This window comes from Gemmatimonadaceae bacterium, from assembly GCA_035533015.1.
Taxonomy (GTDB): Bacteria; Gemmatimonadota; Gemmatimonadetes; order Gemmatimonadales; family Gemmatimonadaceae; genus JAGWRI01.
The window spans coordinates 15,474-35,432 of the sequence record DATLUQ010000008.1 but is presented as its reverse complement, the minus strand read 5'-3'; the positions used below and the strand labels follow the sequence as shown (position 1 = coordinate 35,432).

At 69.3% G+C, this 19,959-nt stretch carries 20 protein-coding genes; 13 read left to right on the top strand and 7 right to left on the bottom strand.

The features are described from left to right. A partial coding sequence (locus VNF92_01305) for a hypothetical protein (GenBank protein HVA56500.1) occupies positions 1-1,025 on the bottom strand: 1,025 nt, incomplete at its 3' end. Positions 1,026-1,206: 181 nt separating this feature from the next. On the opposite strand from VNF92_01305, the gene VNF92_01300 reads away from it, so the two are divergent. Further along, positions 1,207-2,898, top strand: a complete 1,692-nt coding sequence (locus VNF92_01300) for a methyl-accepting chemotaxis protein (protein HVA56499.1) — start codon at positions 1,207-1,209, stop codon at positions 2,896-2,898. Beyond that, positions 2,895-4,340, top strand: coding sequence for an AMP-binding protein (locus tag VNF92_01295; protein HVA56498.1), 1,446 nt, complete (start codon positions 2,895-2,897; stop codon positions 4,338-4,340). Before VNF92_01300 ends, VNF92_01295 begins: the two co-directional genes overlap by 4 nt. Positions 4,341-4,351: 11 nt before the next feature. Here the strand turns inward: VNF92_01295 and VNF92_01290 are convergent, their stop codons facing one another. Next, a complete protein-coding gene (locus VNF92_01290; protein ID HVA56497.1) occupies positions 4,352-5,413 on the bottom strand; it encodes an HD domain-containing phosphohydrolase in 1,062 nt (353 codons plus the stop codon). An 87-nt stretch (positions 5,414-5,500) separates the two neighbouring features. Between VNF92_01290 and VNF92_01285 the strand changes: the two genes are divergently transcribed. The 7 genes from VNF92_01285 to VNF92_01255 all read left to right on the top strand — a co-directional run bounded on the left by VNF92_01285 (position 5,501) and on the right by VNF92_01255 (position 12,275). Then, positions 5,501-6,733 (top strand): aminotransferase class I/II-fold pyridoxal phosphate-dependent enzyme, encoded by a 1,233-nt coding sequence (locus VNF92_01285; protein HVA56496.1) that lies wholly within the window; start codon positions 5,501-5,503, stop codon positions 6,731-6,733. Between the two features lie 93 nt (positions 6,734-6,826). Further along, positions 6,827-7,801 (top strand): M48 family metallopeptidase, encoded by a 975-nt coding sequence (locus VNF92_01280; GenBank protein HVA56495.1) that lies wholly within the window; start codon positions 6,827-6,829, stop codon positions 7,799-7,801. Beyond that, the gene (gene purD / locus VNF92_01275) at positions 7,780-9,093 is read left to right on the top strand and encodes a phosphoribosylamine--glycine ligase (protein ID HVA56494.1); all 1,314 of its coding nucleotides are present in this window, start codon (positions 7,780-7,782) and stop codon (positions 9,091-9,093) included. The genes VNF92_01280 and purD overlap by 22 nt, the downstream gene beginning before the upstream one ends. Then, positions 9,086-9,913, top strand: a complete 828-nt coding sequence (gene mutM / locus VNF92_01270) for a bifunctional DNA-formamidopyrimidine glycosylase/DNA-(apurinic or apyrimidinic site) lyase (GenBank protein ID HVA56493.1) — start codon at positions 9,086-9,088, stop codon at positions 9,911-9,913. The genes purD and mutM overlap by 8 nt, the downstream gene beginning before the upstream one ends. Before the next feature lie 41 nt (positions 9,914-9,954). Beyond that, positions 9,955-10,995, top strand: a complete 1,041-nt coding sequence (locus tag VNF92_01265) for a UvrB/UvrC motif-containing protein (GenBank protein ID HVA56492.1) — start codon at positions 9,955-9,957, stop codon at positions 10,993-10,995. A gap of 126 nt (positions 10,996-11,121) precedes the next feature. Further along, positions 11,122-11,706: a CBS domain-containing protein gene (locus tag VNF92_01260; GenBank protein HVA56491.1), complete on the top strand. Its 585-nt coding sequence runs from the start codon at positions 11,122-11,124 to the stop codon at positions 11,704-11,706. An 80-nt stretch (positions 11,707-11,786) separates the two neighbouring features. Then, positions 11,787-12,275, top strand: coding sequence for an Hsp20/alpha crystallin family protein (locus tag VNF92_01255; GenBank protein HVA56490.1), 489 nt, complete (start codon positions 11,787-11,789; stop codon positions 12,273-12,275). 12 nt (positions 12,276-12,287) lie between these two features. Here the strand turns inward: VNF92_01255 and VNF92_01250 are convergent, their stop codons facing one another. From VNF92_01250 to VNF92_01230, 5 genes are read right to left on the bottom strand one after another with little or no spacing between them, the layout of a single operon-like run. Next, on the bottom strand, positions 12,288-12,767 hold the full coding sequence (locus tag VNF92_01250; protein ID HVA56489.1) for a metallophosphoesterase family protein: 480 nt from the start codon (positions 12,765-12,767) through the stop codon (positions 12,288-12,290). Beyond that, complete coding sequence (locus VNF92_01245) at positions 12,764-13,369, bottom strand: flavin prenyltransferase UbiX (protein HVA56488.1); 606 nt, start codon at positions 13,367-13,369, stop codon at positions 12,764-12,766. The genes VNF92_01250 and VNF92_01245 overlap by 4 nt, the downstream gene beginning before the upstream one ends. Positions 13,370-13,392: 23 nt before the next feature. Beyond that, positions 13,393-14,322 carry a UbiA-like polyprenyltransferase gene (locus VNF92_01240; protein HVA56487.1) on the bottom strand — a complete coding sequence of 310 codons (930 nt, stop codon included), beginning with the start codon at positions 14,320-14,322 and terminating at the stop codon, positions 13,393-13,395. Beyond that, the gene (locus tag VNF92_01235; protein HVA56486.1) at positions 14,319-15,800 is read right to left on the bottom strand and encodes a menaquinone biosynthesis decarboxylase; all 1,482 of its coding nucleotides are present in this window, start codon (positions 15,798-15,800) and stop codon (positions 14,319-14,321) included. Before VNF92_01235 ends, VNF92_01240 begins: the two co-directional genes overlap by 4 nt. Continuing rightward, positions 15,797-16,567: a ubiquinone/menaquinone biosynthesis methyltransferase gene (locus tag VNF92_01230; protein ID HVA56485.1), complete on the bottom strand. Its 771-nt coding sequence runs from the start codon at positions 16,565-16,567 to the stop codon at positions 15,797-15,799. Before VNF92_01230 ends, VNF92_01235 begins: the two co-directional genes overlap by 4 nt. 124 nt (positions 16,568-16,691) lie before the next feature. On the opposite strand from VNF92_01230, the gene VNF92_01225 reads away from it, so the two are divergent. From VNF92_01225 to VNF92_01210, 4 genes are all read left to right on the top strand, one after another. Then, the gene (locus tag VNF92_01225; protein HVA56484.1) at positions 16,692-17,294 is read left to right on the top strand and encodes a sigma-70 family RNA polymerase sigma factor; all 603 of its coding nucleotides are present in this window, start codon (positions 16,692-16,694) and stop codon (positions 17,292-17,294) included. A gap of 85 nt (positions 17,295-17,379) precedes the next feature. Continuing rightward, positions 17,380-17,967: a hypothetical protein gene (locus VNF92_01220; GenBank protein ID HVA56483.1), complete on the top strand. Its 588-nt coding sequence runs from the start codon at positions 17,380-17,382 to the stop codon at positions 17,965-17,967. A gap of 3 nt (positions 17,968-17,970) precedes the next feature. Beyond that, positions 17,971-19,098 (top strand): polymer-forming cytoskeletal protein, encoded by a 1,128-nt coding sequence (locus tag VNF92_01215; protein HVA56482.1) that lies wholly within the window; start codon positions 17,971-17,973, stop codon positions 19,096-19,098. Next, the gene (locus tag VNF92_01210; GenBank protein HVA56481.1) at positions 19,095-19,958 is read left to right on the top strand and encodes a hypothetical protein; all 864 of its coding nucleotides are present in this window, start codon (positions 19,095-19,097) and stop codon (positions 19,956-19,958) included. Before VNF92_01215 ends, VNF92_01210 begins: the two co-directional genes overlap by 4 nt. The last annotated feature ends 1 nt before the right edge of the window (position 19,959 follow it).

Genomic DNA, 19,959 nt, shown 5'->3' with positions numbered 1-19,959 from the left:
CTCCCGAGATGCACTTCGGGCAGGATGACCCCTCCGTTTCCCTCACCCCCGACCACGGCCTTCGCGTCGCGCATCGCCACCGCCACGTTCACCTCGCCCACCGGCGCCCGGAGCAACACCGACCCGCCGGCCACCGCCGCGTCCTCTACCACGCGACTTGTCGAGAGATTCGTGACCACGGGCCCCTTGCGATGCCGCAGCACCAGCCGCGTGGCCAGCGCCAGCGTATAGTCCTCGCCGATCGCCCGCCCCTCATTGGATACGATGGCCAGCCGATCCACGTCCGGGTCCACCGCGAACCCGACGTCGGCACCGGTCTCTTGCACGAATCGTTGCAGTTCGCCGAGGTTCTCGGCCACCGGCTCGGGAGACCGCGGAAAGCGGCCGTCCGGCTCGGCGTTGATGACGCTCACCACGCAGCCCAGCCGGTCGAGCAACGCCGGCATGATCACCGATCCAGCACCGCGACAGCAGTCCAACGCCACTTTGAAGCGCCGCCGGCGCAGCCCTTCCACGTCCACGTACGGAAGCGAAAGGACACAGTCGATGTGTCGCAGAGCGGCACGATCGTCGTGCTCCACCACGCCCAACTTGTCCCACGTCGCGTACGGAATGCCCGCCTCGGCAATCCGTCGCATCTCCGCGCCCTCGGCGGCTTCGAGAAACAGCCCCGTCGGTCCGATGAACTTGAGCGCGTTCCACTCGATGGGGTTGTGACTGGCCGAGAGCATCAACCCGCCTGCCGCATGGTGGTGCTCCACCGCCAACTGGCAGGTCGGGGTCGTGGTCAGGCCGATGTCCATAACGGTGCAGCCAACAGACTGGAGAGCCCCGACCGCGATTCGGTGGAACATCGGCCCCGAGACGCGGCTATCGCGCCCCAGCACCACGGTACGCGAGCGCCCCGAACCGGCCGCCCAGGCACCGAAAGCCGCGGCGTAGCGCGCGACCACTTCCGGGGTGAGCGCCTCGCCCACCCGGCCGCGAATTCCCGATACGCTCACCATCAGCCCGTCGTGGCCCATGCATCCTCCATATGCGCGAGCGAAAGCTAGCCCTGCCGAGGGAACGCGCAAAGCGAGGGGCCGCCAGCGCTTTACACCCTCTCCGCCGTGGTCTAACTTGACGCCGCCCGCCATGGACAACGGCCCACTGAATAAGCCGAACGACAAACGCGGTACAATCCGCTTTCCCTTCCGGCTCAAAATGGCCGCGATCAGCGCCGCGGCCGTCGTGCTGACGCTGGGCGTGATCATGGTGCCCGTGTACGTGGGCACCCGGAGCCAGTTGGCCAAGGTGCACGGCGATCGCCTGCTCGGCATGGCCCGCGGCGCGACGCTCGTGGTGAACGCCGACTCGCTGGATGTCATCGCGGCCAAGGGGCAAGAAACGACGGCATTCCGCGATAGCCGATCCGCGCTCCTGCACGCCTGGGTAGCCAACGGCGCGAGCGAGAGCGACCTCGTGAACGGACTGGCTGTCGTCCGCGCGGACCGCACCGGGGCCTGGCGGGTGCTCGTGCACGCCTCGTGGCAGGCCGGCCAGGCGCAGTATGCGCGGCGGTGGGTCTCGCCGCCCGGGCTGTCCGACAGCATGGAGATCGGGCGAGAAGCGTACACCGGGGTGTACGTGACGGACGAGGGATCGCTGCTGTCGGCCGAGGTGCCCGTGCGCCGTCCCGATGGCTCGATTGCCGGTTTCATCGTGGCCACGCTCCGCGCGGACCAGTTCCTGAGCGAACTGCGCTGGCAGCTGATCCGGTTCACGCCTTTCCCCCTGGTCGCGCTGCTGCTCGCCCTCGGCCTCTCGTACTGGGGCGCGGCGCGGCTCACCCGCGGGCTCGATGAAGTCACGCGTCAGACCGACGCCGTGGCCATGGGGCAGTTGCGCCACGAGTTGCACTACATCGCGGCCGATGAGATCGGCGCCATGGCCGAGTCAGTGCGCCGTATGACCGTCGGGCTGCGCAGCCTGCTGACCGAACTCGACGCGGGCGCGGGCGAAGTGGCAGCCACCGCCGAGGAACTGGCCGCGAGCGCCGAGGAGATGGCGGCCACCACCGATCAGGTCTCGGACGCGGCGCGCGCGATCGCGAGTGCCGCGGCCACCCAGACCAGCAACGTGACGGCGGCCACCGAGGGGGCCACCCGCGTGGCCGACCGCGCATTCACCGTGGCCGGGCACGCGCGCAACGCGCAGAACGCATCGGACATCATGGCGCGCTCGGCGGCGCGCGGCGTGACGGCGGCCGGCCAGGCGCTGGAAAGCATGACGGCGATCACGGCCGTGACGCACGACGCCGTGCCGGCTGTGGTGGAGTTGGGGGAGAAGTCGCAGCGGATAGGCAAGATCACCGAGACGATTGCCGCCATCGCCAAGCAGACCAACCTGCTCGCGCTCAACGCGGCCATCGAGGCGGCCCGGGCGGGCGAGCACGGCAAGGGCTTCGCCGTCGTGGCCGACGAGGTGCGCAAGCTCGCCAACCAGACCGCGAACGCGCTCGACAACATCCGCACCCTGGCCGCGGAAATCCGCACGGCCGCCATCCGCACCGAGGAGCAGATCGCCCAGGTCACCGACCGGGTGGCGATGGGAGAGGGCGTGATCCGCGCGTCGTCGGGCGCGCTGGCCCAGATCGGCAAGGAGATCGAAGCGAGCCGCGGCGCGGTGGACCTCATCGTCGCCTCGGCCGAAGCCCAGCGCGACGACGCCGCCGCCCTGGCCCGCGAGATCGAGGCCCTGCAGCTGGCCGCCGAGCAGAACGCGGCCACCGCCGAGCAGGTGAGCGGCGTGGTGGAGCAGCAGACGGGATCGATGAATGCCGTGGTGCAGTCCAGCCAGCATCTGGCATCGATCGCCGAGCGGCTCAAGCAGTCGATGTCGCGTTTCAACCTGTGACCGATCCGCTCTCGTTGCTGCCGCTGGCCGCCGCCGCAGGGGGTGGCCAGTTGGGAGATTATCCGGCGCCGCAACTCGTGGCGGCGGGCCTCACCCTGCTCCAGCGGTGCGCGCCGCTCGTGCGGGCGCTGTCCGGGCGGCGGTCGGCCATCTTGCTTCCGGCCTGCCCCGCATATCTCACGGCGCTGTCGGCCAGTGATGGTCGGGGGGCAGTGCTCGTCAACCCGCTGGCCGCACCGATTGAGGTCGCCACGCAGGTGCGCGACGCGAACGTCGGCGCGGTGTTCACCACGACCGCGCTCGCGACGCTGGTGCCCCACGGCGTGCCGTTCGTGCTGCTGGACGACGCCCCGCGTTCGGCGCGCTTCGTCACCGGCGGCACGGCCCGCGAAGTGGACCTGGGATCGCACCACGGGCTGGCGCTCGCGGGCGAGCGCGGCGTGGATGGGTGCGACGAGGAAGCGGTGATCGTGTACACCTCGGGCATGGCCGGGCGCCCGTTGGGCGCCGTGCTCTCCCATCGCAACCTGATCGCCAACGCCCGGAGCACCGTCGAGGCCGTGCGCCAGGACGCCGGCGACCATGTGCTCGCGCTATTACCATTCGCTCATCTTTTCGGCCTCACGGTGACGGGCACGGCCCCGCTGTTCGCCGGCGCCCGCGTCACCACCATGGAACGGTTTGATCCGTCGCGTGCCGCCGAGCTGCTCGCCACGGCCGGAATCACCGAGGTCGTCGGCGTGCCGGCCGTGTTCAGGACGCTGCTCGCCGCCGTCGAGCGCCGTCGCGCCGGCGTGGGGGAGCTGCGGGTATGCGTCTGCGGTGGCGCGCCGCTGCCCGTTGCCCTGCAGGAGCAGTGGTTCGACATCACGGGTGTGGAGCTGCGCCAGGGCTACGGACTCACCGAGGCAGCGCCCGTGTGCCTGTTCAACCGCATCGACCGGCCCAACGTGCGCGGTGCGCTGGGCGTGTCCTTCCCTGGCGTGGAGGTATCCGTCCGGCGTCCGGGCAGCGGCCCCGGCGGGCCGGCCACGCCGGAGCTTCCCGACGGCGAATCGGGAGAGATCTGCGTGCGCGGCGCCAACGTGTTCACCGGGTACGTGAGCGGCGGAGAGGCGGGGCTGCCCGTACGCGATGGGTGGCTGTACACCGGCGACCGCGGGGCTGTGCGCGCGGGCGGGGCCGTGGTGTTCGAGGGCGTGATCAAGCCGATGTTCACGCGCAACGGCTTCAATATCTATCCCGAAGAAATCCGGCAGGCGGTGTCGGAGTTGCCCGGCGTACGCGAGGTGAGGGTGCGCGCCATCCCGGAACCGTTGCGAGATTTCGACATCGCGCTCGACGTCGACGGCACGGTCACGGCCGACGCGATTCGCCAGTGGTGCGAGACACGGCTGAGCGCCTACAAGCAGCCGGCGAGCGTGATCGTCAGCGGCGGCTGACCGAAGCCTGCTCAGCCGTTCACTTCGACGATCGTCGCCGGTCTCGGAACCAACACCAAGGCGCCGTCCGCCACCGCCTGCAACACGGCCTCGACGACGTCGGCGTCGAACTGGACGCCCCGGTTCCTCCGTAACTCGCCCACGGCTCCCTCGAGCGTCAGTTCGGCACTGCGGTACGGCCGGCCGCTGGTCATCGCGTCGAGGGCGTCGGCCACCGCGGCGATGCGCGCCTCGAGCGGAATCGCGCGTCCCCGCAGTTGGTCCGGCACCCCCCGCCCATCCATCCGCTCGTGATGCGAGCGCACGATGTTGAGCGCGATCGGCGCATCGCCGAGCAGCGGTGCCAGAATCCGCCAGCCGACCACCGGATGGATCATGATATGCTCATATTCCTCCGGGGTCAGCCGGCCGGGCTTGTTCAGCACCGCCTCGCGCACCCCGATCTTGCCCAGGTCGTGCACGTGCCCGCCCAGCTCGATCTGCCAGATCATCTCGTCGTCGAGTCGCAGCGCGCGGGCAATGACGCTGGAATACGTGCTCACGCGGATGGAGTGGCCCCGCGTGTACGGATCCTTCACTTCCAGGGCCTCGGCCAGCGACTGGATGCCGGTGAGGAACAGTTCCTCCAGCCGGCGCGCCTGCGCCGCCACCCGCTCCTCCAGCCGCTCCTGATAGTCGCGGTTCTCCAGGATCAGCCGGCGGCGCTCGAGCGCCTGTCCCACCCGCGCCCGCACCTCCTCCAGGTGGAACGGCTTGGTGAGGTAGTCCATGGCGCCGATCGCCAGGCACTTCACCGCCATCTCCACGTCCGCCACCGCGGTGAGCATGATGACCGCCGTGTCGGGGTAGCGCGCCCGGATCTCGCGCAGCAACTCGATCCCGTCCACCTCCGGCATCCGGAGGTCCGAGATCACCAGGGTAACCCGGTGGGTCTCGAGACTGGTGAGCGCCTCGCGCCCATTGGCCGCTTCGAGGCACTCGAAGCCGTCTCCGCGCATCAATTGGACCAGCACCTGCCGCAGGGGCGCTTCGTCGTCCACCAGGAGGCACGAGGCCCGTCCGATCTTCTCCATGACACTCCATCCGCTGCGCTGCCCGTGCTCGCCGGGCCCCCCGGCGACGATTATCTTACCCGTGTCTCCCACCGACCGAGATTCGGCATGACTCGCGTTTACGACGACGACCTCGCCGCCGGCTTTGCGACCCGCGCGGTGCACGCGGGCCAGCGCCCCGAACCCCTCGCGGGCGCCATCATGACGCCCGTATATCTGACCTCCACGTACGTCCAGCAAGCCCTCGGGGAGAATAAGGGCTACGAGTACGCGCGTGGCAAGAATCCAACGCGCCAGGCTCTGGAGCGTAACGTAGCAGCGCTCGAGGGCGCCCAGCACGGCTTTGCCTTCTCGAGCGGCATGGGATGCGTCGACTCGATCATGAAACTGTTCCGCGCCGGCGATCACATCATCTGCGGCGAGAACGTGTACGGCGGCACCTTCCGCCTGTTCGACAAGATCCTGCAGCACATGGGCCTGCGGTTCAGCTACGTCGATACCCGCGACCCCCAGCGGGTGGCTGATGCCCTCACGCCTGCCACCCGGGCCATCCTCGTGGAAACGCCGACCAACCCGCTCATGCGGCTCACCGACCTGGCGGCCGTCTCGACGGTGGCCAGGCAGGGCGGCGCCCTGCTCATCGTCGACAACACCTTCGCGTCGCCGTTCTTCCAGCAGCCGTTCCGGTTCGGCGCCGACATCGTCTTCCACTCCACCACCAAGTATCTCAACGGCCACAGCGACATGGTGGGCGGCATCGCTCTGGTGAACGACGACGGGCTGGCTGACAAGCTCAATTTCATCCAGAACGCTGCCGGCGCCGTGCCGGGCCCGTTCGATTCCTGGCTCGCCCTGCGCGGCACCAAGACCTTGCACCTGCGCATGCCGCGGCACGACGCCAACGGCCGCGCCGTTGCCGCCTGGCTCGCCGAACGCCTGGGCCCCGAACACGTCAACTACATCGGCCTCCCCACCCACCCACAGCACGACCTGGCCAAGCGCCAGATGAGCGGATTCGGCGGCATGATGAGCGTGGAGATGGGCACCAAAGAGCGCGCCGCCCACCTCCTCGGACGGGTGCACGTATTCTCACTGGCCGAATCGCTGGGCGGGGTGGAATCGCTGATCAGCCACCCCGCGATGATGACCCACGCCTCCGTCGAGCCCGAGCGCAGGATCGCTCTGGGCATCACCGACGGGCTCGTCCGGCTCTCCTGCGGCGTGGAAGACATCGGCGACCTGCTGGCCGACCTCGACCAGGCATGCCAGGGACTGCCGGAACTGGCCAGCAGGACCGCCGGCGGCAGCCGCCCCGCCAAAGCCGCCGCGACACCTGCGTGACACCGCCCCCGTAGGGACCTGAGAGGTTGGTCCCCAGGGGCGCCCGCCGCCGGCGACACCCCTTTTCGGCATTCCTTCTTCCGCGTCCCTCCTATGCCACGCATTCAGCTCGTTCAAATCTCGTCGCGCTCCTGGGAACACCCGGCCGACCGCGCGGCCCTCAATACGCTGCGGTCGATTCCCGGCTTCGACGAAGTCGTGCGTAAGGTCGCCGGATTCTTCGGGGAACGCGGCATCCGCCAGCTCTTCCTGGCCAACGCGGTCAGAGTCTCGGAACACCAGCGGCCCAAGCTCAACGCGCTCTACAGCGACGTACTGGAGACGCTCGACTGGCCCACTCGACCGCAGCTTTACGTGACGCAGACCCCGTTCGTCAACGCCGGCGCCGTGGGATTCGACGACCCCTTCATCGTCATGAATTCGGCCACGCTCGCCATGCTCGACAAAGAGGAGCAACGGTTCATCCTGGCCCACGAGTTGGGCCATATCATGAGCGGGCACACGACCTACCGCACGATCGCCATCATCATCCTCACGGTGGGCATCAGCAACCTGCCCTTCCTCGCCGGGATTGCGCTGCTGCCATTCCAGCTCGCCCTGCTGGAGTGGTACCGCAAGAGCGAACTCTCCTCCGACCGCGCCGGTCTGCTCGGGACGCAGGACCTGAACGTGGCTATGGGGGCGTTCATGAAGCTGGCGGGCGGCACCGCGCCGGAGGGCGACCAGGCGAGCCTGGAAGAATTCATGCGCCAGGCCGAGGAATACGAGACCGGCGGCAACGCCTGGGACACCGTGTTCAAGGTGCTGAACACGGCGTTCCGCGACCATCCGTTCAACACCGTACGCGCATCGGAGCTGCTCACGTGGCACAAGAGCGGGCAGTTCGATGCGATCATCGCCGGCACCTACCAGCGCCGCGGCGACGACGCACGCCCGCTCACCGATGACTACGCCGACGCCGCCGGCTACTACGGCGACCAGACGCGTTCCACCTTCCAGCAGGTCGGCGACGTATTCTCGCGCGCCAAAGCCGCGATCGACGAGGCATGGCGCGGCTCTCCAAAATGACGGTGCTGCTGGTCGGCGGCGGCGGGCGCGAACACGCGCTCGCCTGGAAGCTGAAGCAAGACGACCCTTCACTCGCGCTCATCGCCGCGCCCGGCAACCCGGGCATCGCCGACCTCGCCGAGTGCGTCAACCTCGCCGCTACGGACGTCGAGCGCCTCCTGGAACTGGCCATCGATCGATCGGTGGACCTCACCGTGATCGGCCCCGAAGCCCCGCTCGCCGCGGGTATCGTCGACCGCTTCCGCGAGGCCGGTATACCCACCTTCGGTCCCACGCAGGCCGCCGCCGAGATCGAGACGTCCAAGGCGTTCGCCAAGCAGCTCATGCTCGACGCCGACGTGCCGACGGCCCGCGCCCGGATATTCGAGACCGTGCCCGAAGCCAAGGACTGCGCCCGCGACTACGGCGCTCCCGTGGTGATCAAGGCCTCGGGGCTCGCCGCCGGCAAGGGCGTGATCGTCTGCGAGACGATCGCCCAAGCCGACGCCGCCATCGAATCGATGCTCGTGGGCAACGCGTTCGGCGCCAGCGGCCACCAGGTGCTGGTGGAGGAGTTCATGCAAGGCGAGGAGTTGAGCGTGTTCGCCCTCACCGACGGGCAGCGCGTGCTCTCCCTGGTGCCGGCGCAGGACCACAAGCGTCTGCTGGCCGGCGACCGCGGCCCCAACACCGGCGGCATGGGCGCCTACGCCCCGGCAGCGCTCGGCGCACCGGCCGGGGATTATAGTGATTTACTAATGAATGTGGAATCCCGGATCCTCCTCCCCACACTCGCCGCCATGCGCGAGCGGGGCCGCCCGTTCACGGGGCTGTTGTATGCGGGGCTCATGATCACCGCCCAAGGCCCCAAGGTGGTGGAATTCAACTGCCGGTTCGGCGATCCCGAAGCACAGGCCGTCCTCCCCATCGCCCACCTCACGCCCTCGCTGCTCGAGGTGATGCTCGCGGTGGCCCGCGGCGACGGCCTGCCCGTGGGCGCCCGCTGCCGCGCCGCCGGCCACGCCGTCACGACGGTGCTCGCCGCCGCCGGCTATCCCGACCATCCGCGCCGCGGCGACGGCATCATCCTCCCCCCGCCCAGGGCCGACGCCATCGTCTTCCACGCCGGTACGGCCCGCGACGACGATGGCCGCCTCATCACCGCCGGGGGACGCGTGCTGGCCGTGACCGGACTGGGCGCCACCTTTGCGGACGCGCAGCGCGTGAGCGCCGAGGTTGCCGCTCAGGTGGCGTTCGCCGGCAAGCAGTATCGCGACGACATCGGTTGGCGCGAGCGCGCCCGCGGTGCCTGAACTCCCCGAAACCGAGACCATCGCGCGCGACCTCGACCGGCAGGTGACGGGCGCGACGATCGTGAAGGTGGGAGTGCCCAAGCCCGACGTTCTGCGTGAGGTCGGCGCCATCGCCCTGCGGCGCCGCATCATGGGAACCCGCATCGTCCACTGCTGGCGGCGCGCCAAGCTGGTGGTGCTCGACCTGTCGAGCGGCGACCGGCTCGTGGTGCAGCCGCGGTTCACCGGCGCCCTGCTGCTCGACGCGGGCCAACTCGACCAACGCGAACGCGCCTACGCCACGGTCCGGCTGGGACTCGCCGATGGTCGCACCCTGCTCTACCGTGACATCCGGCGCCTCGGCACCGTCGCTCTCATGTCACCGGACCGATTCACCCGGTATGCGGCCGCACTGGGAGTGGAGCCTCTTGACCGGACGTTCGGTCCGGGTGAACTATCGGCCATTCTTCGAGTCAGTCGCCAGGCGGTGAAGAAAGTGCTCATGGACCAGCGGCGCATAGCCGGCATCGGCAATATCTACGCGAACGAAGCGCTCTGGCGCGCCGGGCTCGACCCCTCGCGGGCGGCGCGCGGCGTGACCGCCGCGGAAGCGCGCGCCCTGCACGCCGCGCTCACCGCGGTGCTGCTCGAGTCCATCGACGCGCGCGGCACGAGCTTCCGCGACTACCGCGACGCCCATGGCAACGCCGGCGGATTTGCCGAACGGCTGGCCGTATACGGTCGCGCCGGTCAGCCCTGCCCGCGCTGCGGAACCCGGCTGGCCGGCACCCACGCCATCGACGGACGGAGCACGGTGCTATGTGCGCGCTGCCAGCACTAGCCCTCGTTCCGCAACGCACCTCGCCGGCACAGCTTCGTGCCATGCGCGACCACGTGCGCGCCACGGCGGCCGACCGCCCGGGCATCTATCGCATGATCGCTGCCGACGGTGAGGTGGTGTACGTGGGCAAGTCCAAGCGGGTGCGCACGCGGCTGCTCAGCTACTTCCGCGCGTCGTTCCCCGCCGAAAAGGGCGCCCGCATCGTCCGCGAGGCGGCGTCCATCGAATGGGAGTACGTCCCGAGCGAGTTCGCCGCGCTGCTCGCGGAGATGCGGGCCATCAAGCGCGACCGCCCGCGGCTCAACGTGGCCATGAAGCGCGATGCCCGGCATTTCGCGTTCATCAAGCTCACCCGCGGCATGGCGCCCAAGCTGCTCGCCGTCCGCGGCCCCAGCGGCGACGACAGCGCGATCTACTACGGCCCCTTTCACGGCGCGCGGCAGCTGCAGGAGTCGCTTCGCGAATTGAGTGACGTGCTCGGTCTGCGCGACTGCCGGCTCACACAGCGCGTGGTCTACGCCGATCAGGCGGAGCTGTTCGACGCGCCCGCGCGCACACCGGGCTGCATCCGGCTCGAAATCGGACGCTGCCTCGGTCCCTGTGCCGGCGCCTGCACGGCGGCGGCGTACGCCGAGCGGGTGCGCATGGCCCGGGCGTACCTCGATGGCGAGAACGATGGCCCCGTGGAGACGTTGCGCGCCGACATGGAGGCGAGCGCCGGGCGGCTCGAGTTCGAACGCGCCGCGTCACTGCGCGACAAACTCGGGCGGCTCGAGACGTTGCGCGAGCAGTTCGCCCGGTTGCGATTCGCGATCGAATCGCTCTCCTTTGCCTACCACGTGCCGGGCTTCGAGGGCGACGATCGGGTCTACCTCATTCGCCGCGGTCGCGTGCGCGGTGAGCGGCCGGCTCCGCGCACACGCACCGAGCAGCGTGCACTGAAGGTGCTCAAGACCGAGGTATTCGGCGCCGCCGACCCCATCGGGGCGCGGGTGCCCACGCACGAGATCGACGAACTGATGCTGCTCTCGAGCTGGTTTCGCGCGCATCCGGAACAGATGAAGCATACGCGTCGTCCGTAGCGGCCCGACCGCGGCCCGGCATTCCCCCACATCGAGTTGGGGATGCTCCCGGACAATCGCGCCCCGGAACACCGACAGACCGCCGAGCGGACCTCGTCTACTTTCTGTTGCATCGAGGAGGGAGGGATGCTCAAGGTCCGCGAGATCATGACGGCCGACCCGATCACGTTGGGGCCCGATCTGACCCTGCGCGAGGCCGCGGAGCGCCTTGCTGGTCCACACATTTCCGGGGCGCCGGTGGTGAGCGGCGACGCCGTCCTGGGCGTGCTGTCACTATCGGACATCGTGGAATTCATCGCGAACTCACCGGGCGTGCCGGCCGACGAAGGCGCGCGCGACATCGAGGGCGACGACGATGGATCGGAAGCCATCGCTGCGTTCTATTCCGATGCGGTGGCAGGTGACGTCACCGACGTCGTGGAGCGGATGCGCAACGTGGACCGGCGCGACTGGGACGTCCTCTCCGAGCACACGGTGAACGAAGCGATGACGCACGTCGTGTTCTCGATTCCTCCCGACGCGACCGTGGAGTCGGCCGCCGAGTACATGGCACGCGGCGAGATTCACCGCCTGCTCGTGCTCGACGCCGGCCGCCTGATCGGGATCGTCAGTGCGCTCGACATCGCCGCGGCGGTCGGGGATCACCGCCTGACCAAGCACACGTACGTGTTCGCGCCGCACGCCGGGACGTTCGCGCCAGGGCGCCCATGACCGGCCCGCGACAGCGGGCCGGATCGCGCACCGCGACCCGGCCTGCTCACCCCCCACGCACCACCAAGCAGGAGGCATCCATGCCGGACATCCAAATCACCCGCACCGCGACTCCGCGGCTGCCCTTCGTTTCAACGATCACGCGCGACCTGGACGAGATGCAGAACCGTTTGCGCCGGGCGTTCAATTTCCCCGCGTACGAACCGTTTGCCCCCTCGCTCGTGCAATCGCTGGGTTGGAACCCGGCGGTGGAAATCGCTGAATCGCCCGACGAGTTCACCGTCATGGCCGAACTGCCGGGGCTCGCCGCCAAGGACGTGAGCGCGGATTTCGAGAACGGCGTGCTCACCATCAAGGGCGAGAAGACCGAGACGAAGAGCGAGAAGGAAAAGAAGTACTACGTGTGGGAGCGGAGCTATGGCTCGTTCGAGCGGACGTTCTCGTTCCCGTCGTCCGTGGACCAGGACAAGATCAAGGCGTCATTCGAGCAAGGGGTTCTCTCGGTCGTCCTGCCCAAGACCAAGGAATCCAAGGTCAGCGGCAAGAAGATCGCCATCACGTCCAAGTAACGATGGTCGAATTCAGGGAATGAGGAGTACGTGGTCGATACGGATGTCGTGACCTGAGAGTCGCATGCGGGCGATGCTCGGCACGATGTCGAACCGCCGCGGCCCCGCTGCCCCTGGATTCACCACCCACCGCCCGTCTGCTCGCACGAGCAGCGGGCGGTGCGTGTGTCCGTACACGAGCACGTCGGCGTCGTAAGCCGCCAGCAGCGCTTCGGGCGTCGGACTCCCCAACTCGTGCCCGTGGCTCACGTGCACCCGCACGCCGTCGAACTCTTCCAGCCGCTCGACCGGCAGCCGCGGATCGTCGGTCCTATCCGTATTTCCATAAACGGCCCGCACGGGCGCGATCGCCGACAGATCCTCGAGCACTCCCTCGCCCACGTCGCCCGCATGGAGGATCACCTCCACCCCGGCCAGCGCCGCGAACAGCTCCGGCCGCACCAGCCCGTGCGTGTCGGCGATCAGCCCGACCAGCCGCTCACCCCCGCTCACTGCGGGCGGCGCCGCCGGCCCGCGGGCGCCTCGCCCTGCCACCGCGCGACCAGGCCCTGCGGCACGCCCAGATGGTCGAGCACGCGCGCCACGATGAAGTCCACCAGCTCGTCGATGCGCTGCGGGCGGTGGTAGAACCCCGGCGATGCCGGCATCACCACCGCGCCGGCGCGCGCCAGCCGCAGCATGTTCTCCAAGTGGATGGCGCTGAGCGGCGTTTCGCGCGTCACCAGCACCAGCTTGCGCCGCTCCTTGAGCGCCACGTCGGCCGCCCGCTCCACCAGCGACCGCGACGCGCCCGCGCTCACCGCCGACAATGTCCCCATCGAGCACGGGCAGATCACCATGCCGGCGCTGAGCGCCGACCCCGACGCCGGCGCCGCCCCGCGATCCGCGTCGTCATACACCGTCACGTAGCGGTCCCACCGCGCGGCGCCGACGGCTTGGCGCAGGTCGTCCACACCCTTGAGCTCCGTCTCGGTGCGCAGCAGCCGCAGCCCATGGCTCGACACGATGAGCTGCACCGGACGCCGCGCCGCCACCAACTGCTCGAGCAGCCGCACGGCGTACGGCGCCCCCGACGCGCCAGTGATGGCGAACACGATCGGACGCCCGGCCGGCACCGCTACCGCCCCCGCCCGAGGCTCATCATCAGCATCGGCCGCACCCGCTCGGCGAGTACGAAGAAGAAGAATGCCAGGCTCAGCATCCCATTCATCGAGAAGAATGCCGCGTCGAGCTTGGACAGATCGTCGGGGCGCACCAGCCAATGCTCATACCCGAGGATCACCGCCGCCAGCACCACCCCGGCCCAGTAGAATCCCCCGGCGTGCGTGGCCACGCCCACCGCGGCCAGCGCAGCGATCGTCACCACGTGCAGCAGGTGGGCGATCTCGATCGCCCGCCGCTCGCCGAGTTTGGCGGGCAGCGAGTGGAGGGCGTTGGCGCGGTCGAACTCGGCGTCGGCCAGCGAGTAGAACACATCGAACCCCCCCACCCACGTCATCACGGCCGCGGCCAGCGCGACCAGCATCCACCAGGGCCGGCTCCACTGGCCGCTCACCGCCAGATACCCACCCACCGGCGCGATCGCCGTGCCGGTGCCCAGCACCAGGTGCGCCCACCGCGTGAACCGCTTGGTGTGGCTGTAGAAGAACACCCAGACGAGCGCCACCGGCGACAGCGCGAAGCACAGCGGATTGAGCCGCCAGGCGGCGAACCCGAACAGGGCCGACGCCACGACCACCGATCCCCACGCCTCGGCCACGCTCAGCCGCCCCTGCGGAATTTCCCGCATCGCCGTGCGCGGATTGCGGGCGTCGATATCGCGATCCACGATACGGTTGAACGCCATAGCGGCGAACCGCGCCGCCGTGAACGCGACCACCACCCACAGCACCTGCCCCAGGTGGAGCGGTCGCCGGTACGACGCCAGGGTCACGCCCACGAGTGCGAACGGCAACGCGAACACCGTGTGCGGCAGCTTCACCAGATTGACGTAGGCGATGACGCGCGACCCGCGATCGGTGAATGTCTGCCCCTCGGGCCCACTCATCGCCACGGGAACCCCAGCTTAGCCCACTTCGCGTCCACGGCGCGCTTCGTCTCGGCATCCATCTCGATCAGCTTGGGCCAGTCGCGCGTGAATCCCTCTTCGGGAAGCTTGCGCGTGCCGTCGAGCCCCATCTTGGACCCGTACGTGAACGTACGACTCGAGTGGTCGAGCACGTCCACCGGGCCCATGGTGAATCGCGCGTCACGCTCCGGATCGAGATTGTTGAGCGCCACCCACCACACTTCCTTGGGGTCGCGCACGTTCACCCACTTGTCCACCACCACCAGCACCTTGGCCAGCGACATCAACCCCTGGCCCCACAGCGCGTTCATCACCTTCTGCGCCTGGCCCGGATACTGCTTGTCGATCGATACGAAGACGAGATTGTGAAAGATCCCCTCGGCCGGCATGTGGTAGTCCACGATCTCGGGCACCGTGAGCTTGAGCAGCGGCAGGAAGATGCGCTCGGTCGCGTGCCCGAGGTAGAAGTCCTCCATGGGCGGCCGCCCGACGATCGTGGCAGGGAAGATCGGCTGGCGGCGCATCGTCACCGCCGTGACGTGCACCTGCGGATACAGATCGGCCAGCGAGTAGAAGCCGGTGTGATCGCCGAATGGCCCCTCGGTCACCAGCGGCTCGGCGGGGTCGATGTACCCCTCGATCACGAAGTCCGCCTCGGCGGGCACTTCGAGGTCGCACGTGAGGGCCTTGGTGAGATGCACGTGGTTCTTGCGCAGGAACCCCGCGAACAGGAACTCATCCACCGTGGGCGGCAGCGGCGCGCTGGCCGAATACATGGACGGCGGATCGCCCCCCAGCGCGATGCACACCGGCATCCGCTCGCCGCGCTCCGCCATCTCGCGCCAGTGCGCGGCGCCCACCTTGTGGCGCTGCCAGTGCATGGCGAGCGTGGCCTTGCCCGTCTGCATCACGCGGTACATGCCCACGTTGCGGATGCCGCGCACGGGGTCGCGCGTGATCACCATTGGGAAAGTGATATAGGCGCCCCCGTCCTCCGGCCAGCACGTGAGCAGCGGCAGTCGGTCGAGGTCCACCTCGCCGCCGCGCCACACCACCTCGTGGCAGGGCGCCCCACCGTCGTGCGTCCGCGGCGGAAACTTGGATAGTTCCAGCAGCCGCGGCAACAGCGACAGCTTGGCGACCAACCCCTCGGGAACCTTCATGGCGAGCAGTTCGGTGATCCGCAAGCCGATCGCGTCGAGGTCGGCCACGCCGAGGGCCATCGCCATGCGCCGCATCGAACCGAACAGATTGATGCCCACCGGGTACGATGACGCCGTGCCGTCGCGGAGCACGGGCCGCTCGAACAGGAGCGCCGGGCCGCCCCCCGGCTGCTTCATGGCCCGATCCGCGATCTCGCACATTTCCAGATCCACCGACACGGGCTGGGCGACCCGCACCAACTCACCAGCGCGGTCCAGCGCGTCGACGAATGCGCCCAGGGTATCGAGCGTCATGTCGGAACGGAACGGGTCGCGGCTTTCTCGCCCACGTGCAGCGCCGCGATGCCGAAGGTCAATGACTGCCACCGCACGGCCGTGAACCCGGCGCGTTCCATGCGGGTGCCGAGCGCTTGCTGCGAGGGAAAGCTGGCCACCGACTGCGGCAGGTATCGATACGCCGTCCCGTGGCCGCTCACCACCCCGCCCACGAAGGGCAGCACGTGATGGAAGTACGCATGATAGCCGGCGCGCACGAACGCTGAGGACGGCGTGGAGAATTCGAGGACCACCAACCGGCCGCCGGGCTCGAGCACGCGCAGCACCTCGCCGAGCCCCGCGTCCAGATCGGCCAGGTTGCGGATGCCGAATGCCACGATGGCGCCCGCCATCGACGCCGGCGCGAATGGCAACCCCAACGCATCGGCCACCACTGGCCGCACCACGCCGGCCGGCGACTTGCCGGCCCCCGCGCGCAACATCGGCTCCGCGAAGTCGGCGCCGATCACCGTGCCGCGGAACCCCGGGGTGCGCGCCAGTTGCGCCGCCACATCCAGCGTGCCGGCGCAGAGGTCGAGATAGCGGCCGGTGGGCCGGCGCGTCCAGTCGAGCGCCGCGATCGCACGCCGCCGCCAACGCCGGTCGACGTTGAAGCTCAGCACGCGATTGAGCAGATCGTAGCGCGGCGCGATCTCCGAGAAGATCCGCTGCACATAGGCGCGTTTCTCTTCGCCCCACGCGGCGGCGGCCTCCGCCTCCGCGGCTTCCAGGTGATTCACGGGCATCTGCGAAACTTCGCCGCCCAACCCGGCGCCGGCAAGCGAACCGCTGGCTCGTGGCTGCCCCGGTGCATAGGTTCCCCTACGACACCGCGCGCCGCGTGTTCTGCTCGGCCCGCGCACCCGCTCGATGCCCCCAGCTCTCGACCTCGCCAACCTCCCGGACGCCGACGTCGTCGCGCTCGCTCAGCGAGGGCGCGAGGCCGCGTATCGCGAACTCATCAAGCGGTACGAGCGACCCGTGTTCTCGCTCGTCTTCCGCATGGTGCGCAATCGCGAGCTGGCCGAGGACCTGACGCAGGACACCTTCATCAAGGTCCTCCAGCACATCGACCGGTACCGTCCGGAATTCAAGTTCTCGAGCTGGCTGTTCAAGATCGCCAATAACGTCGCCATCGATCACCTGCGCCGGCGGCAGCTCGACACCGTGAGTATGGACGGCTCCCCCCATGCCGTGACCGGTGACGCTGTGGACGCCACGTCGTTCGACGTATCGGTGCACGAGGAGTCGGCCCTCGACCAGCTCCAGGCCAAGGAGTTGGGCGCCGCCATCGAGACCGCCATCGGCCAGCTCCGGCCCGAATACCGGGCCTGTATCCTGCTCCGCCACGTGGAAGACAAGTCCTATGAGGAGATCGCCGCCACCCTCGATCTGCCGCTGGGCACTGTCAAGACCTACATCCATCGCGCCCGCCACGAGCTACGCGGGCTTCTGGAGCACCTCAAGCAGTGACGTACCCCACCCAGCGCACTCTCCGCACCCCCGTTTCCCCTGAAACCGGCGCTCCCTGCCGGCCGTAGGACACCCTGGAGGCTCCGTGAATCACCGGCATCTGCTCCCAGAAGAATTCGATCTCCTGCTCGACGACGAAGTCGGGTTCGGTGTCGCCCCCCTGCGCGAACACGCGCGGGAGTGCGCGCAGTGCCGTGCCCAGCTTGAAGATGCTCGACTGGTCGTCACCGCCCTCGAGGAGCTTCCGCGGTTCGCCCCATCCTTCACCCTGGCCAACAAGGTGATGAGCCAGGTTCCGGTGTTCGTGCCCTGGCACGTGGCCGCCGTCGAAACAGTCACCCGTCTCCTGCCGCATTCCCGTCCCGGCCGCTTGGCCGTGGCCGGCCTCCTGGCCACCGCCGGCGCCACGCTCACGGGCGGCGCACTCTGGCTGGTGTCCCGCGGCGACCTCGTCACCCTGGCCGCCGACGTGGTCGGCAACCACCTGCGCGGCGCGGTCGTCCAGGCCGTCCAGGGCGGGATGGTCACCCTGTTCGGGCCGGCGGTGATGGACACCCTCCAGCAGGGCGGACTTTTCGGAATCGGCGCCGTCGCGGCTGGGTTCCTGGCGGCCGCCACGGCGTCCGCCTTCGGCCTCCGCGCCATCGCCTCCGCCGCCCGCCGGAGGGGTTGACCCATGCGGGCCCTCTCGACCTGCCTTGCGCTGGTCACACTCGCAGCGGCCGCGCCGGTTCGGGCGCAGTCCGCCGCCCCTCCGGCCACGACCGCCGCTCCGCAACAGATGGACGCCCAACTCCGGGCAGACATCGGCCGCATCGCCCGGTCGGCGAACCTTCTCCACGTCCCCCCGGCCGATAGCTTTGCCATGGGCGGCCGGACCATCCCCGCTAGCACCACCGTGGCCGGAACCGTGGCTGCGGCCAACGGCCCCTTGGAGATCAGCGGCCGCGTGAATGGCGACGCCATCGCCCTCCACGGGGACGTGGTCATCCACACCGGCGGCGTCGTGACCGGCGACGCCGTGTCGATTGGCGGGCACGTGAAGATCGACGGCGGCAATGTGTACGGCGAGATGCGCTCCTTGAGCGATCTCGCGGCCCCCAACGCCCGTGCCGGCACGGCCCCCCAGGCCCCGCTCACCACCGCGGGCGCCATGAAGCTGGTGCTTGCCTGGTTCGCCGTCCTTGCCATCATCGGCATCGGCGTGCTGCTCTTCGCCGAGCACAACCTCGACGGGGTGGTGGCAGTGCTCGAGCGCCACCTCGCACGCGCCTTCTGGGTGGGCCTCCTCACCGAGCTGGGGCTCGTGCCGCTGCTGCTCCTGGTCATCGTCGCGCTGGCCATCACCATCATCGGCGTGTTGCTCATTCCCTTCGCCATCGTGGCCTACATCATCGCCTTGGCGGGGCTGCTGGCCCTTGGATTCCTGGCCGTGGCACGGTTCACCGGGCGCGGCCTCTTTCGCGCCGAACCCGACGCCGGCGAGCGCGGCGTGAGCGTGCGCGCCATGTTCACCGGACTGGTCGTCTATCTGGGACTCTGGTTCGTGGTCGCCGCGCTCACCTGGATGCCCGGCGTGCAGCCGCTGCTGCGCGCCGTGGCCGTGGCCGTCACCTGGGTGGCCCTCACGGCCGGACTCGGAGCCACGGTGCTCTCGCGCGCCGGCACACAGCACGAGCGCGCCGGGACCACACCACGCTCCGCCCCCGGCGGGGCGGAACCGCTTGCCTGGCAAACGCCGACCCCCGTGGCCGGCGTGGCTGCCGCCCGCCGCCCGGCGCCGGTCACGAGGGACCTTCCATGAGGCGCGCCCTGCTGCCCGCGGCGGTGCTCGCCGTCTGCGCGCCGGCACTGGCCGGTGCGCAGTCCTGGCAGACGGTGGACGTGTCGCGGCAACTCCGCGACTCGAACGAGATGCGCGTCCACGTGCAGTACGCCGCCGGCCGGTTCACGCTGCGCGCCGCGACCCAACCGGTGCTGTACGCCATGCACCTGCGCTACGACGAGGACCGCACCACACCCCTGTACACGTTCGACGCCGCGGCTGGCAGGCTCGACATCGGAATCAAGGACGTCTCGATGAACTGGACCGCCCGGCGAACGGACGCCGACAACAAGGCCCAGATGACGCTCGCCCTCGCGCCCACGGTGCCGATCGACCTCTCGATGTCGCTGGGCGCCACCGACGCCGACATCGACCTGGGCGGCCTCACCCTGCGCGGGCTGAACATGGAATCGGGCGCGGCCGCAGCGACGGTCGACTTCAGCTCGCCCAACCTGGCCAAGATCGGCACCATAACGATCGACGTGGGGGCGGCCGACCTCACGGCCCGCAATCTCGGCAACGCCAACGCCGCATCGCTGGTGGTCAAGGGCGGGGTCGGGTCGCTGGATCTCGGCTTCGGCGGCAACTGGACGGGTGACCTCGATGCCGACGTCGAGGTGACGTTGGGCAAGATCACGCTGCGCGTGCCGCGCGACGTCGGGGTGCAGCTCGACATGCGGCGCTTCCTCACCTCGTTCGACAACGACGGGCTCGTGAAGCGCGACGGCGCCTACTATTCCGACAACTGGGACACGGCCAAATACCATCTGCGTCTGCACGTGCAGACGGCGTTGGGAGGCATCACGCTCGACCGCTTCGGAGCTTCGGCGACGCCCTGAG